We start from the raw sequence: 14,867 nt of genomic DNA, 5'->3' as shown, positions 1-14,867 counted from the left end.
TTTATTACCTGTCTTTCTATAATGTCATTGCGGCTTGTACGAGGGCACTATCAACAACTTGAATAAAGTTGACAACTTTTCCCGCCTCGTCAAATCGATAAAAATGTGCAAAGTCTGCTCTAAAAAATTTATTGGTTTTCTTGTAAGTCCCACTGTATTGCCCGTGAACGACGACTTGATTCTCACTCACAAAATACGCTTTTGGTGTCGCCTGATAGTCCATCCATTCTGAGCCTAGACGACTATGAACATGGTCAACAACCGCATCAATCCCATGGTAAACACCACCATAAGGGAAACCTTCTGCCTCTTTCCAGACCAATTGGTCTGCAAAATAAGCTTTAAAGTCCGCTATCCGCCCTTCAGCCATTGCTTGGTAAGACTGGGCTACCAATTCTTTGTAATCAACTGTCATTTCTATCATCCCCATACCATTTCACCTGTTATAACTTTGGCACTCATGTCGAGAACTGATTCGTTGCGAAGATTTGGAAAACGCTCCTGAATTTTTTCTTTAAAAGTTTCTGAATCCTGAACATAACCTTTTAGTTCAATCGCGTACTCAATATAGTCTAGCGAGAATTGTAAGGCTTGATTGTCAAAGGAACGACTCTCATCACCATGGCTCACAACTACTAAATCGGCATCCAAAGCTAATAATTCACGCAAACGCCCTTGCCAGTCACGTAATTCCTTTATAGTTGGTGTATCTGCAAGGAACAAGTGACTTTCGTTGAACACATTAACTCCACCGATAAGTGTTTTTGTCTCTTCATTCCAGAGATTGACTTGGGATGGCTCAGATCCATACAATTTCCAGCTTGTTCCTTGAAACTCAATGACTTGCTCAGTCATGACAGATGGAATCACGACATTTTTGGGTAGATTGTCTCCCAGAAAATCACGCCAAACTTCGAGTTTGTTTTCTACAGTCGCTAAGATATGTTCCACCACAAAAGGTGTCGCTACGGCTACAACCTCTGGAAATGCTGCCTTGACTTCTTCTAAACCAAAATAATAATCTGGATCCCCATGGATAATGAAAATCTGTTCTAATTCTAGCTTGTTTTCTTTGAGATATTCCACGATTTCTCGGCCATCTGAGAGTCTAAAACGTGCCCCAACCAAGAAGGCTTTTTGCTTACGAACCACTAAGGTCGATGTGACCATGAAGCCCATCTCATCAGCTGTAAAAACATGTAATTTCGTGCCATCAGACAATGTAAAATCTTTAGCCATTTTCTTTCCTCCAAATATGTTTGTTGTTAGGTGTTGTTTTTACTTACATGTTTTATTATACGCGAAAATAAAAAGCGTTCAATCAGCAATAAATGACAATCTGTTGCTTATCGAACACTTTTTAAGAATCTGTATGGTTTACGTATGATCAAATAAAATGAGTTGCTCAGTCTCCGTCATCCAAGATGCTAAATCTTCCTTATTTTCACGACAACCACCCAAAACCCAACGATTAGCGGTAGCTACAATGCTAGCCTTTAAAACATCCTGTTTGTACAAGGGCCAAACATCGTCTCCAGTCTCTCTTGGAAAAATACTTTGGAAATAAGTAGCGACAATGTCATCAAACCAAGCCGAGCTTAATTTTCTTTCTGCCATCAATTTGAACAATTCTTGATTTTCCTCAACATAAGTCAGAATGGGTAAGATATGGTCAAAACTATCTCCCTGCTCCCAGTTTTCTTGTAAGGTTCGAGCCGTCAAATCCTGAATCGCAGCAGAAAACTCTTCTCCTACCTCCATTTCAATCTTCTCTAACAGATCGTACTTATCGAGATAGTGGGCGTAAAAAGTCCCTCGATTGATTTCCGCTGTATGAATAATCTCTGCTACTGTAATTTTCTTGAATGGTTTTTCAGCAAGCAAACCTAGCACCGCTTGACGAATGGCTAGCTTTGTTTTTTTGATACGCAAATCTTGGGGCATGATATTCTCCTTTTTCTCTATTATACCAAAAAGGGCCGGCAAAACCGGCTCTTCATGATTTATTCTAATCTAGATGCGATAAACTTTGATAAGTTGCTTCTAGTTCTTCCACTGTTTGGGCCTGCCCTCTTAGGTCGTAATAGCGACCATCCTTTTCAAGGATCAGGGTCGGATAGCTAGTCACCCCCAGCTCACGTGCTCTCCTAAAGTCAGGATGGGGTGCTCTGGACTGCCAAGCTGTCTCAACCTCTGGTAAAAGGATCATAGGATCCAGATCAAATTCGCCAATCACGTTTTCATAGGTCTCAAGGTCTGACAAGAGCTGTCCTTTCTCATAAAAGGCTTGCTGCATCCGGTAAGCAAGCGCTACTTGCTCTTCTTGTGGGATATAGCGACGAAGGACTCCAAAAGCCTGAGCAGCACGAAGGGAGTCAATCGGTAAGTCTTGAGTAAAGGTCGCTTTAAAAGCCTCGCCAAACTCAACTCCATATCTCCGAGCAATCTCCTCGTTCATGGCATCATATGCTCCCAGTTGGCGCGTGTTTTTTTCATTTCCACCCGTAAAGAGTCCACCAGAGATCATCTCCAGTTCAAGTTCAGGATGAGCTTTCATAAAGGGTGCTAAGATCTTGTCAAAACCATAACACCAGCCACAATAGGCGTCCCAAATATAGTAGACTTTCATGCACTAGCCCTTTCTCACACGGGTTAGGATCCCATCTGGATCTTCGAAGATAAGTTCATTGGAGGTCACCCAAGTGATGGGAGCTCCCTCTTCCTTGGCAGCTGCTGCAATGACAAGCAGGCTTTCCTTCTCTTCCACCTCGACAACATAGGAGGCAAGACCTGGCATGTCTTTCTCACGGTGCGCTAGCTTTTTCCCACCCCATTCATTGACAGCTAGATGGTGGTGGTAATCGCCTGCTGCGATCCAACTGGCATTTGGAATGCTAAACTTATCTTCTAAACCGAGCACTTGCTGATAGAAACGACTGGAAGCCTGACTATCCTTGACAGATAGGTGAATATGGCCCATGCGCGTTTCTGGATCGATAACAAAAGGATCCACTTCCCGTCCCAGCTCATAAATATCCTGGGCAGCCAATTCCTCCGTCACCCCGACAATGCGGCCGTCCTCACGAATATCCCAAACTGACACTGGCTTGTCTCGATACAGCTCAATGCCATTACCTTCCAAGTCTTCTAAGTAGAGAGCTTCGCTGTAACCATGATCCGCCCCACCGATGAGGGGAATCTGCAACTCAGCGATATGCTTAAAAACATCCCCCAAAGCTTCTCGGCTCGGCAAGAGAATGGCCAGATGATAAAGGCCATAACTGTCCTTTACAAGTTCTCTTCGATCGGTCTCTTTCAAGTGAACCAAGGGCTTGCCCCCGGCACCTAGAAGGACTTCCCGGTCTGACTGCGATAAAATCTCCAACCCGATAATCTGATGGTAAAAGGCTGTCTGTCGCTTCAAATCCTGAACGTTCAACACTGCTTCTGCTAGGTAAATGTGGCTATTGTAAGCATAGGTCATATCAATTCCTCTTTTCTATGTTGTAACTATTTAATTTACATCAATTATACACCGAAAATTTGAAATGTCAAGAGAAAGGATTGGGAGGATTGAAATACAGAAAAAACCTAACAAGATAGGAATTTCATCCTTCTCGTTAGGTTTATTTCCCCCTAAAACAGACTCAGCTGGTTATCCTATAACATTTTGACTAAACTTATCGTTTTATCTAAATAGAGGAATTTAGTCTCTCTAATGACTTACTTTCTATAAATTTATTTACTAAAATCAAAATATCATTTTCCATTCCTCTTATTTGAGATGGTCCCCAATCAGAGCCACTTTGCTCTGTTATTTTAGCCATTAGTTGCAGTTTTAAACTTTGCCTGTAAAAATTATTTCGCCACTGACCAAACTTTGTACTAGGATTCAGATTGCCAAATCTAGAATTTTGACTATCGGTAATGATACAGAGATTTCCAAAAGAATGAAGATAGGCAGTTGGCAAGTTATCCCAACCATCTTCCCCATTTGGATGCTGAGGATACCAATGCTCAACAGAACGACGGTAAGCAAATTTAAAATCATTAAAATTGATTTTATAATCATCTGATGATGTATTGTATTCTTTTGCTAAGCTATCTCTATTCTTCCAAAGTACATAGTCCACAAAGTTAAAGGCATAGACAGGAATGTCGCCGTAGCTCCTGAACTGCCCATTTTCTGCAAACAAGCGACTCTCCGCATACCGAACTGCCATCTTTTCTAGAAAGTCTCTAAAATCCTTTCCAAAATCTTGCTGGTGCAATTCATCAATATGCTCAAATAAAAACTGTAAAATTTCATACAACCAGCGACTGTCACGATTGGCTGTGAAGGTCACCGCAAACATAGATTGGAGGAGGATGATATTTTGATTGACCTTGCTATCTTCAAAGGTATTATGCGTATCTCGCTCACGAACATAATACCATCCACCTTTTTTATTATTTTCTTCTGCATATACAATTCTTTTCAATTGCCATTCGGTCTCATTTGATGAATCCAATAAAACATTTTTCACGACAAATGTATCAAAAATATGTCGCACCATCAATAGCTGTTCTGCAAACTGCTTGATCCAGCTAGCTTCCTTAGAACCCAAATCAAACTGTTGGAGTAATTTTTTATCATCAAAAGAAACATCTGCAGACCCTTGCATAAGATAAAGGACATGTAACAAAAAGGTTGGAAAATCAATAACCGCTGTATAGTTAGAAAACTCACGCTCTTGAGTGTTATCCACATTCCGACTTCCGGAACGATTTTCAAGGCTATCAATCAATTTTCGTCTATCCGTTTTTTGTATATCTAGCTTTTCAAAAGCTCCAACAATGTTAAATTGATTAAAATATTTCCCAAACAATCGCTCTTTTTCCTGATCAGAATCATTCGGACGCACTCTCCTTTTAAACTGAGAGATCACTGGTCTATCAAAATCGGCACAGGCATCCCAGATTCTCGCAAATTTCTGCGCTCTAATCTGGTCATCACCAAATTTCGCCATCATCTGTGCCTTTAGGATTTCGTGAGCCTCTAGTTGTTCTCCACGGGAGTTAAAGCGTTCAAAATAGAGATTTAAATCCAAGTTTTGAGGCAAGATACTGCGAAAAATGACTACTTTGTCAAAAAGGAAGTCAAAAAAATCTTGATGATCAAATTCACGTTCTTTCAATACCTTATCCAAGGCCTCCTTGGCATGACGATAACCACGAATCAGTTCATTTTCATCTTCTTCAGCAATTTCCTGATGATGAAAGAGCTTTTGAATAACTTCATTGGATTTTTTCCGAGCTGGAAATGATAGGTTCATAGTAGGGAAGCGATCAAAGCCGAACTCATGCTTCAAAACTAAGGCAAGCAAGTTGAGGGCAGTTGTCCGTTGTTGACCATCAATGATTTTAAAAAGATTTCCCTCTCGGTTCACCACCAACGTTCCGATGTAATAATTTTTTCTACCTTCTTCCACAAAAGCATCCGCAAAAGCATCCGCCACGTCATTGAGTAACTGTTCAATCTCATCATAAGTCCAAGCGAAATTGCGCTGATAGAGAGGAATGACATACTGGTCTCCACTCAGCAATTCACTCACAAATAAACTAGTATGTGTATCTACCACTTCTTTTCTTCCTCCTTTACAATATCATCAACTGTATAGTGTTCAAATCTATCTCGGTCAATCTTCATCAAAAAATCAGTAGGACTTGTTGCAGTTGCCAGCACCAGAAAGAGTTTCTGAACTGGCTGTTGACGAAATCTGCCACCTGCTGCATAGTTTCCCAAGGTACTATCATAAATAACTTTTGATTTCACACGAGGATAGTAGGCCCAGATAAACAGCGTTTCCACTACCTCTCTGGTTAACTCACTCTCCCCAAAACGCTCTATAAAGAGAATGCAAATGTTTAGAAAAAGGTTCTGACAGCGAAGATAGCGACTTTTTGAACTATTAAATATCTTCCGTACACCATCTGGCAAATCCAGTTTCTCTTCCACATTGTCTTTGGATTCCTGTAATAGGAGTAAATCTTCCAAGTGTTTCCTATACCCTGTTATGACTTTATGAGCATTCTCAATGTATTTAAAAAACTTTTCACCATCAATAATCGGCATCGTCAAAGACAGTGGAAAATTCCCATCTGAGAGACTATCAAGCTGACGGTACAGTTCTAAATAAGGATACTGCTGGTCTAAGTCAACACCCTTGAAATCATCAATAAAATCCTCAGTAAAACGTAGATAAGAGCCATAGCGCCTCTTGGTTAGACCGGTCTCACCCCTAGACCAGCGCTTCATACGAAAGAGATACTTATCAAATAAATCCCGCAAGCTCAAATCCTGGTTTTCCACAAAACTTTCCCACATCTCCACAATCTTTTCATCATCTGCATTTTGTTTCCGCAGGTGATAAGCTTTAAGCAAGTCATGGGGTTCTAGTGATTTTCCTCGATTGTTTTGAGAATCAAACAGCTGGAAAGCCTCTGCCAAACGGTCTTCAGGCATGGTAATGCAAGAAATGAAACAGTTTTCCAACAAAAATTGACAAACAGCCTCTGCCTCTTTCCTACCAACAAGCTGGATCAGATTACGCCACTCAGCAAGATTTTCCTGGGCATGGTAGCAAGAAATGTCACCATATTCTGCACTCAGCAGTTTATCTGCCCCCTTGAAGTCCTCATGTGCTTCTAGAGCATATAAAAACAAGGAGATAGAAATCAAGCGTTGCTGACCATCAACAATATCTAACTGACCATCCTTTTCATGCAAAATAACCGAGCCAATCTGGTACTCGCTCTTACTCATGGCATCACGCACATCATAGAAAAGATTGCGAATGTGTTTTCTCTCCCACTTATAAGGGCGCTGGTAAGAGGGAATGTGCAAATTTTCCTTGGAAAGAATGTCCCCAACTGAGTTTGATGTGAATAAAATGTCCATGTATCTCTCCTTCGTATCTCTTATTTTACCTTTTAAAAACCACAAATTCAAGCGAATCTGTGGTTTGAACGAGCTAATTCTTTATAATAACACTGGCATTTGGAATATTTTTAGCATACTGCTCAGCAGCTTCTTTAGTCCAGAAACCTTGGCCAATCATATTCCCAAACTGGTCAATAACAATCCACTCTGTCATGTGTCCCCACCTCCTTTACAGTGATTACTTTTAGATTAAGTATTGACTGAGAAGTCAATACTTGTTAGACGTAGTATAACAAGATTTTTCTCGATTGAGTCGCAAACTTCGGTTTGGGTTGAGTCGTTCAAACAGCTCCTCCAACTTCTCTTTGTTCCAGATGTCGGAACTTGATACAAAGTTTCCTTGTGCGTCTTTGTAAGAGATAATCCTTAGGGTCATGGTCTATTCTCCTGAATTATTCGTAAAGATAGATAATGTCATCACAATCTACCCTATCTTTTATCAATTTATTTAATACTGTAAAGTCCAATTTATTGCCATGTAAATAATCTCTTTCCTGAAATTTCAAATGACTAATTAACAATATGGGGATATTCAAATCAATAGCCAAATTTTTCAAACATCTACTAATCAACAGTTCATCATTTTTCTCTCTAGTTTCTAGTTTTTGATGTTCCAAAATTAGTTGTAAATAATCGACAACCATTAACTGAATATCACCAACACTTTGGCACAATTCTATGGTGCGATGAATCATATCATTGATTTTAATTCCTGGTGTATCATCAATATAGAGACTATTCCCATTATCAAATATTGCCCTATCCCATTTATAGCATGCCTCTGTTTTGATATTTATAGGAGTTGCATCACTACATTGCTTTATCAAACCTATGACTAAACTTTCCGTGCTCCTTTGAAGTGAAAAGCAGATTACATTTTTGTTTTGTAAAATCACATCATAGATGACTTGAAAAGATAGTCTGCTTTTACCAATGGCTGGCTTCCCAGTTAAGACAGTGACATTTCCCTTTTGTAAACAAGTTATTCTATCGCCTTTCATTTCCAACTTCAGCCGTCGATGAGGATACTTCTTACAATACATCATTTGTAATTTTTCTTCTGTCCAAACCATAATTCTCTCTTCCTCCTTTTACTGATTTCAGTATACACCCTCATATAGACAGCAATTGTCCACTTTCAGAAAAAGAACAAAAGAAAAGATGACAAATCTGCCACCTTATCTATCACTTCTTCCGTTCAATATCATTGGGATTTAACGGAAGTTTATTCAAATCTTCAATAAATTCACATTGAAACTCATTTTTAGCATCATTCAACATAATTGGAAACAACTGAGTAAGGACTTCAACGTCCATCATTCGACCACGAGCTGACGATAATGACATGTTATAATCGAGAATTAAAGGAGTTAAACCAAAACGTTTTCGTTCTGGATAGATTCTTCGAGCAAGCTCTAACGTATCTATGTAAGTATTATCCATTAAAGATAAGTTGCAATGATTATATTTTTCATTGAGAAAATCCATATCAAAAGTAATATTATGCGCTATAAGGGGAAAATCTCGAATAAAGGATTGAAAATCTACTAACACATCATGTAATTTTCTTGCGTTTTGAACATCTTCGTTAGAAATCCCCGTTAACTCAGTAGTAAAATCTGATAAAGGACGCCGAGGTTTGATAAAATGATTAAATTCTTCAATCTTATCTCCATTAACAATCTTCATTGCACTGATTTGAATTATATCGCATTCTTTTTTATCCAAGCCAGTCGTTTCAATATCAAATACAATATAGGGCATTGCATCAAGTTCTAAGTCCCTTACCTGATAAACTACAAATGTTTCTTCCATGTTTTTTCCTTGTTATTTATACTGCTCCATCATTTCTCTAATCGTTTCTTTTAAGTCATCTACTAAAACCTGTGGTGATAAGACCTTAACAGCTTCTCCTTGTCCCAGCAACCATCGTTTGAGACCTGGAGTGTGCTGACTTTCTAGTTTGAACCGTGTCCATTCACCATTTTCCCCCACTATCTTGGCAGTCGGAAACTGGTCAAGGACGATGGTCGGGTCGTAGAGAAATTCCAACTCAAGTTTCACTTTCTTGCTCATAAAGGCATCTACTCGTTGGTTACGAATATCACCGTCTCGGAACTTATCTCTATACGGAATTATGGGTTTGGGTTGGTTGCTCCATTTCCAAGATAAAATACGATCCACTCTCAGTGTGATATAGGTCTCATGTTTCAGTTGATAGGCAACGACATAAAAATAGTGGCTATCATAATAAAGAGAGACGGGCAAAATCGTCTGTTCCTTAGAAGTCTGGGTATAAGGGCTTTGGTAGCTGATGTCCATCACATTCTCCCGACGAATGGCCTCTGATAAATCCCAAATCTTGTCCACACGATTTTGTTGGTCAGATAGAGGAACATAATTGAGTTTTTCACTGCCAATAATCTGTTCAATCTCTTTTTGTTCTTCACGGGACACTAAAGATAGTAAATTTCTCAGTAAATCCTCATTTTCCTCTTGATTCAAGGCTCGATTTTCTAACAAAATCTTTGCAATAACCAAAATATCCTTTTTGTTAAATATAGCCTTCCCCTGAAAAGCGTAACTATTTGTTTTCCGACTGTAGACTAATTCACTCGCAATATGCAACTGACTTGCTAAAAAATCACGTAACAAAGCAAGATCACGTTGAATAGTTTTCTCGCTCACTGCAAATTCATCTGCCAGTTCTTTTTTTCTCAAGTGCGCGCCAGCTTGCAAGCGAAGAAATATAGTCAGCAATCTTTCTTGGTCGTTCATCATTTTTTCCTCGTTTGATTATTTTTCAATGAGTGACAGACTTACTATCAATCCCAATTTAAAACGTAATGTTAGTTTTGGATTAAAATTCTCTAATTCATCTACCTCACATGAACTGGATAGGATGATTTGTTTCTGTTGGCGACGAAGTAAATCAAAAATGGTGATCAATTCGTCCTGGACAGAGATAGCCATCTCGCTCAAGGCTTGAATGTCATCCAAGATAAGTAGATCAAGATTAGAGTAGCACTTTCTAAATTGTTCTAAATCACCTATTTTTGATGCCTCTAAACACTCATCGGCAAAATCCTTAGCTGATATATATTTTACTTGTGTGTTTGGATTTTCTTTTAAAACTTGATTTCCAACCGATTGAATCAGATGCGTTTTCCCAGCACCAGGTTGACCATAGAGATAAAAGGGATTGTAAAGAGTTCCCAAATTCTGCACAACCGCCAAGGCTCCTACTTTGGCCCACTCATTGCCATTTTTTTCTGTAAAATTTTCAAATTGGTAGTTTTCATTGAAGCCGTGTTGATTCATTTGCATTCCCTCTTCCTTTATTATACACCAAGTATAACAAAATAGATGGACAAAATTTGTCCATCTATATCTTTTATCAAAACAAATCATCAAACAAACTCAGCTGATTATCCTCTGGAATATTACCCAGAATCCCCATCTCGTCCATCTTTTCGACTAGTGTAGAGGAAAGACCTCCCCGCTTGCGGAGCTCAGTTTTAGAGAGAAATTCTCCTTCTGCGCGCGCCTTCACAACTTGCTTCGCAACGTTTTCTCCCAAGCCATCCATAGCTACAAAAGGTGGTATCAGAGTATCACCATCAATTAAGAACTCGGTTGCATCACTACGATAGAGATCAAGCTTACCAAACTTAAGCCCCCTTTCCCACATTTCATTGACGATTTCGAGTGTGGTAAAAAGGTCGATCTCTACATTAGAGGCTTCATTGTTCTTCCGTTTTTCAGAAATTTCTTCCATCCTGCGCTTGACCGCATCCAACCCTGCACCCATGGTTTTGATATCAAAAGCCTTGGCACGAATAGAAAAGTAAGCGCAATAATAGTAAATTGGATGATGCACCTTAAAGTAGGCTACACGCAGAGCCATCATAACATAAGCAGCCGCATGGGCTTTAGGGAACATATACTTAATTTTCCCACAGGACTCAATGTACCATTCAGGCACATTATTTTCCTTCATAGCCTGAATATATCCGTTACGCTCCTCATCAGAAATTTTCAACCAGAGCCCTTTCCGCACCCGTTCCATGATAGTAAAGGCCATCTTAGGTTCCAGTCCCTTGTGCATGAGATAAACCATGATGTCATCCCGACAACCGATAACAGTTGATAGGTCCGCAATTCCCTGCTTGATGAGATCTTGTGCATTACCTAGCCATACGTCCGTACCGTGGGACAATCCTGATAACTGGAGCAGTTCTGCAAAGGTCGTCGGATGCGTTTCATTGACCATCCCTCGAACAAAGTTAGTTCCAAATTCAGGAATCCCTAGCATTCCAGTCGGTGTGCCAATCTGCTCAGGTGTCACACCCAGTACTTCTGTCCCCGAGAAGAGAGCCATCACTCCCTCATCATCCATAGGAATTTCATTAGGATCAATACCAGATAAATCCTGAAGTTTCCGAATCATAGTTGGATCATCATGACCTAAAACATCGAGTTTCAAGACATTCTCATCAATATCATGGAAGTTAAAATGGGTTGTCTGCCACTCAGCTGTGACATCGTCTGCAGGATACTGCACAGGTGTAAAGTCGTACACATCCATATAGTTGGGAATAACAACAATCCCCCCAGGGTGCTGACCAGTCGTCCGTTTTACCCCCGCAGCTCCTTGCGCTAGGCGTTCTACCTCCGCATCCCGATAGAATTTTCCATAATCCCGCTCATAACCTTTGACAAAACCATAAGCTGTCTTGGCTGCTACGGTACCAACTGTTCCCGCACGAAAAGCATATTCTGAACCAAAGATGTCCCGCACGTCCAAGTGAGCGCTCGGTTGGTCTTCCCCCGAGAAGTTCAAATCAATATCGGGAACCTTGTCTCCATCAAAACCAAGGAAGGTTTCAAAAGGAATATCCTGCCCATTTTTACTCAGTTTGTGACCACAGTTTGGACAGTCCTTATTGGGCATATCAAAACCTGAACCATAGGATCCATCCGTGATAAACTCGTTGTACTGACACTGACCACAGACATAATGTGGTGCCAAAGGATTAACTTCAGTAATCCCAATCATAGTTGCAACAAAACTGGATCCAACTGAACCCCGTGACCCCACTAGATAACCTCGTTCATTGGAACGCTGCACCAGCATCTGGGAAGCTAGATAAATCACAGCAAAACCATTTCCCAGAATGGAAGTCAATTCCTTTTCAATCCGCAGATCAACAATGTCCGGCAGGGGATTTCCATAAATCTCAAAGGCCTTTTGATAGGTCAACTCCGCAACCGTTTCCTCCGCCTTCTCGATAAAGGGTGTATAGAGGTCGCCCTTAACCACCTCAACTGGTTCAAACGTCTCTGCTAGAGCATTGGTATTTTCGATGACCAATTTTCTAGCCAAGTCTTCTCCTAAAAAGGCAAACTCATCTAGCATTTCATTTGTTGTTCTAAAATGAGCTTTAGGAAGTGGTGCTGGTTGTGCATTCTCTCCTCGACCAATAGGACGATTAATCTTCGCTCCTTGACCCAAACTCCGGACAATAATCTCACGAAAAATCTCTTCTTCCGGTTCAATATAATGGACATTTCCCGTTGCAAGTACAGGCTTTCCAAGACGATTTCCCACCTCTATCAAACTCTTGATAATTGACTGGAGTTCATCCATATCCTTGATTTGCTCTTGGGAAATCAAAGGAGCATAAATTGCTGGAGGCATGACCTCAATAAAGTCATAATACTTAGCCACTTCAACAGCTGCTTCTACTCCTTTAGAAACAACCGCATCAAAAACTTCCCCTTCTGAGCAGGCAGAACCAATAATTAATCCCTCACGATGAGCATCCAATACCGTCCGTGGTATCCTTGGCACCCCTTCAAAATACTTGGTATTGGATAGAGAAACCAGCTTGAAAATATTTTTAAGCCCTTTCTGATTTTTTACATAAAGGGTAGCATGTTTAACTCGTGCTTTTTTAAAGGAATTTTCATCTACTAGCTCAGTATTCAGCTGAGATAGATTGGTCACGCCATATTTTTCTTCTACATCTCGGATAAAGATAAAGAGCAAGCGCCCAGTTGCTTCGGCATCATAATTAGCCATATGGTGATGCTCAAGAGCAACTTTAAACCGCTTGGTTAATTGTCCCAGACCATGACGTTTGTATTCTGGATAGAGATTGCGGGCAAATTCCAAGGTATCAATCACTGGCTGACTAATAATAGGTAGCCCATACCGTTCATAGTTCACATTCATAAAACCGACATCAAAGCTAGCATTATGAGCAACAAGAACAGTATCTTGACAAAAATCTTGAAATTCTTTCAAAACTTGTTCCAGTGGCTTGGCATCACGCAGATGTTCATCTGTTATCCCTGTCAACTCCGTCGTAAAGACTGACAAAGGATGTCCAGGATCAATAAACTCATCAAACTCAGCAATGATATTCCCTTTATACATCTTACTAGCTGCAACTTGAATCAAATTATTGTAAACAGCAGATAGACCGGTTGTTTCCACATCAAATACAACATAAGTAGTATCAGTCAAATCTATATCCACAGGATTATATACAATTGGAACCTTATCTTCTACGATATTGGCCTCCATGCCATAGATAAGCTGTATGCCAGCTTTTTTTGCAGCTTTGTAGCCATGTGGAAAAGATTGAACATTCCCGTGATCAGTAATCGCTACTGCTTTATGACCCCAATTTACCGCAGTGGCTACAATATCCTCGACTTCTGGCAGAGCATCCATAGTAGACATATTAGTATGCGCATGAAACTCAACACGTTTTTCACCCTCAGGCATTAAATCTTTTCGCTCATAATGCGTTACTTCTTGCACATCTTGAACATTCATAGTCAAGTCTCGTGTGAAGTTATTCATTTCTATATTTCCACGAACTCTCAACCAAGAATTTTTCTTAATCAGATCAAACTTAGCAGCCTCTTCCTCATTTTTAAACCATTTCTGAAGAGCAAAGCTAGACGTGTAGTCAGTCATTTTAAAATTTATCAAGACACGACCTGTCCTGGTTACCCGTTGTTCCACGTCAAAAACTAAACCTTCAAAGACTAGACGATTCTCCTCACTTTGAACATCCACCATCCGAGTGATTTCGGCTTTATCTAGCTTGGTCTTAGCCATAGTTCGCTTGGTTTGAAAATCAAAGGCAGGCTTTTCCTCCATAGGTTGTGAACCTATCAGTTCAAGCGATTCCAGCGCACGCAGAGTTTCATCATTAGCCTGCCGAAATTTCTCTTCCTTATCTGCCAAAAACTGCTCTTTCTGCTGCTGAGTCAGCTCTTCATCCATCACTACTTGACAATTAAAACGAGGAAAACCAAACTTAGTTAACTGCTCAACAAGATTTGGCAGATGATTTTTACGAAAATGCTCAGTGTCAATACTGGAAGGACCACTGATAGATAAAACATCACCATTAACCTTCACCAGCAAACCCTGAAAAAGAGAACGAAATCCCTGACTGGAACAAGGACCAGTTGCAAAAGACTCCTCATAATAAGACTGTAACAACTCATTGGTGAAAGAATTACTTTTGACTTTAATAGAAAATATAGCTTGATTTCCAGTCTTTGAAAATTCGTTTTGAAGAGCAGAAGATAAACTTTTAAAAATCTCAATCGGCAAAATTTTCGCGAAAACAAAATGAAACTCCCATACCTTGCTAGCTCTATGCACAATGACTTTCTCAATCTCTGCCCCTTGTAAGGCATCTGACTCACGATACTCTAAAGGTAGGTCAATCTGATTCATCAAAATATCAAACGTATTTGACAATTTTTACACCACTTTCAATACTTCTATTAGTATATGATACCTATCTAAAATTAAAATATATTAGATTATACTACAGATAAGAGACAAATATTGTCC

14 protein-coding genes are annotated in these 14,867 nt (G+C 39.9%); all 14 read right to left on the bottom strand.

Annotation, left to right across the window (positions count from 1 at the left end):
* Positions 1 to 16 precede the first annotated feature (16 nt).
* The 14 genes from STRDD10_RS09645 to STRDD10_RS09590 all read right to left on the bottom strand — a co-directional run bounded on the left by STRDD10_RS09645 (position 17) and on the right by STRDD10_RS09590 (position 14,771).
* Positions 17 to 430: a nuclear transport factor 2 family protein gene (locus STRDD10_RS09645; RefSeq protein ID WP_231853411.1), complete on the bottom strand. Its 414-nt coding sequence runs from the start codon at positions 428 to 430 to the stop codon at positions 17 to 19.
* Positions 421 to 1,239: an MBL fold metallo-hydrolase gene (locus STRDD10_RS09640; RefSeq protein WP_067195575.1), complete on the bottom strand. Its 819-nt coding sequence runs from the start codon at positions 1,237 to 1,239 to the stop codon at positions 421 to 423. Before STRDD10_RS09640 ends, STRDD10_RS09645 begins: the two co-directional genes overlap by 10 nt.
* 138 nt (positions 1,240 to 1,377) lie before the next feature.
* Positions 1,378 to 1,944: a TetR family transcriptional regulator gene (locus tag STRDD10_RS09635; protein ID WP_067195572.1), complete on the bottom strand. Its 567-nt coding sequence runs from the start codon at positions 1,942 to 1,944 to the stop codon at positions 1,378 to 1,380.
* A 64-nt stretch (positions 1,945 to 2,008) separates the two neighbouring features.
* On the bottom strand, positions 2,009 to 2,629 hold the full coding sequence (locus tag STRDD10_RS09630) for a DsbA family protein (RefSeq protein ID WP_067195571.1): 621 nt from the start codon (positions 2,627 to 2,629) through the stop codon (positions 2,009 to 2,011).
* 3 nt (positions 2,630 to 2,632) lie between these two features.
* A complete protein-coding gene (locus STRDD10_RS09625) occupies positions 2,633 to 3,484 on the bottom strand; it encodes a VOC family protein (RefSeq protein ID WP_067195568.1) in 852 nt (283 codons plus the stop codon).
* A gap of 208 nt (positions 3,485 to 3,692) precedes the next feature.
* A complete protein-coding gene (locus STRDD10_RS09620) occupies positions 3,693 to 5,621 on the bottom strand; it encodes a DUF262 domain-containing protein (RefSeq protein WP_067195566.1) in 1,929 nt (642 codons plus the stop codon).
* Positions 5,615 to 6,940, bottom strand: coding sequence for a DUF262 domain-containing protein (locus STRDD10_RS09615; protein ID WP_197458337.1), 1,326 nt, complete (start codon positions 6,938 to 6,940; stop codon positions 5,615 to 5,617). The genes STRDD10_RS09620 and STRDD10_RS09615 overlap by 7 nt, the downstream gene beginning before the upstream one ends.
* A 73-nt stretch (positions 6,941 to 7,013) precedes the next feature.
* Positions 7,014 to 7,136, bottom strand: a complete 123-nt coding sequence (locus tag STRDD10_RS11795) for a hypothetical protein (RefSeq protein ID WP_269450130.1) — start codon at positions 7,134 to 7,136, stop codon at positions 7,014 to 7,016.
* 54 nt (positions 7,137 to 7,190) lie between these two features.
* On the bottom strand, positions 7,191 to 7,358 hold the full coding sequence (locus tag STRDD10_RS11225; protein ID WP_197458336.1) for a hypothetical protein: 168 nt from the start codon (positions 7,356 to 7,358) through the stop codon (positions 7,191 to 7,193).
* A gap of 16 nt (positions 7,359 to 7,374) precedes the next feature.
* Positions 7,375 to 8,055: a DnaB-like helicase C-terminal domain-containing protein gene (locus tag STRDD10_RS09610; protein ID WP_067195563.1), complete on the bottom strand. Its 681-nt coding sequence runs from the start codon at positions 8,053 to 8,055 to the stop codon at positions 7,375 to 7,377.
* A 112-nt stretch (positions 8,056 to 8,167) separates the two neighbouring features.
* Positions 8,168 to 8,797, bottom strand: a complete 630-nt coding sequence (locus tag STRDD10_RS09605) for a 3'-5' exonuclease (protein ID WP_067195560.1) — start codon at positions 8,795 to 8,797, stop codon at positions 8,168 to 8,170.
* Between the two features lie 12 nt (positions 8,798 to 8,809).
* Positions 8,810 to 9,760 (bottom strand): helix-turn-helix transcriptional regulator, encoded by a 951-nt coding sequence (locus STRDD10_RS09600; RefSeq protein ID WP_067195557.1) that lies wholly within the window; start codon positions 9,758 to 9,760, stop codon positions 8,810 to 8,812.
* Between the two features lie 18 nt (positions 9,761 to 9,778).
* The gene (locus STRDD10_RS09595; protein WP_067195554.1) at positions 9,779 to 10,309 is read right to left on the bottom strand and encodes a DnaA/Hda family protein; all 531 of its coding nucleotides are present in this window, start codon (positions 10,307 to 10,309) and stop codon (positions 9,779 to 9,781) included.
* Between the two features lie 70 nt (positions 10,310 to 10,379).
* Entirely contained in the window at positions 10,380 to 14,771 is a 4,392-nt protein-coding gene (locus tag STRDD10_RS09590; RefSeq protein ID WP_067195551.1) for a PolC-type DNA polymerase III, read from the bottom strand.
* Positions 14,772 to 14,867: the final 96 nt, after the last annotated feature.

The sequence above is a fragment of the Streptococcus sp. DD10 genome (assembly GCF_001578805.1).
Lineage (GTDB): Bacteria > Bacillota > Bacilli > Lactobacillales > Streptococcaceae > Streptococcus.
This window is presented reverse-complemented; position numbering and strand designations above follow the sequence as displayed.

Coding starts and splice junctions, on each gene's coding strand:
- STRDD10_RS09645 (WP_231853411.1), bottom strand. CDS start 430: ATGGGGATGATAGAAATGACAGTTGATTACAAAGAATTGGTAGCCCAG.
- STRDD10_RS09640 (WP_067195575.1), bottom strand. CDS start 1,239: ATGGCTAAAGATTTTACATTGTCTGATGGCACGAAATTACATGTTTTT.
- STRDD10_RS09635 (WP_067195572.1), bottom strand. CDS start 1,944: ATGCCCCAAGATTTGCGTATCAAAAAAACAAAGCTAGCCATTCGTCAA.
- STRDD10_RS09630 (WP_067195571.1), bottom strand. CDS start 2,629: ATGAAAGTCTACTATATTTGGGACGCCTATTGTGGCTGGTGTTATGGT.
- STRDD10_RS09625 (WP_067195568.1), bottom strand. CDS start 3,484: ATGACCTATGCTTACAATAGCCACATTTACCTAGCAGAAGCAGTGTTG.
- STRDD10_RS09615 (WP_197458337.1), bottom strand. CDS start 6,940: ATGGACATTTTATTCACATCAAACTCAGTTGGGGACATTCTTTCCAAG.
- STRDD10_RS11795 (WP_269450130.1), bottom strand. CDS start 7,136: ATGACAGAGTGGATTGTTATTGACCAGTTTGGGAATATGATTGGCCAA.
- STRDD10_RS11225 (WP_197458336.1), bottom strand. CDS start 7,358: ATGACCCTAAGGATTATCTCTTACAAAGACGCACAAGGAAACTTTGTA.
- STRDD10_RS09610 (WP_067195563.1), bottom strand. CDS start 8,055: ATGGTTTGGACAGAAGAAAAATTACAAATGATGTATTGTAAGAAGTAT.
- STRDD10_RS09605 (WP_067195560.1), bottom strand. CDS start 8,797: ATGGAAGAAACATTTGTAGTTTATCAGGTAAGGGACTTAGAACTTGAT.
- STRDD10_RS09600 (WP_067195557.1), bottom strand. CDS start 9,760: ATGAACGACCAAGAAAGATTGCTGACTATATTTCTTCGCTTGCAAGCT.
- STRDD10_RS09595 (WP_067195554.1), bottom strand. CDS start 10,309: ATGCAAATGAATCAACACGGCTTCAATGAAAACTACCAATTTGAAAAT.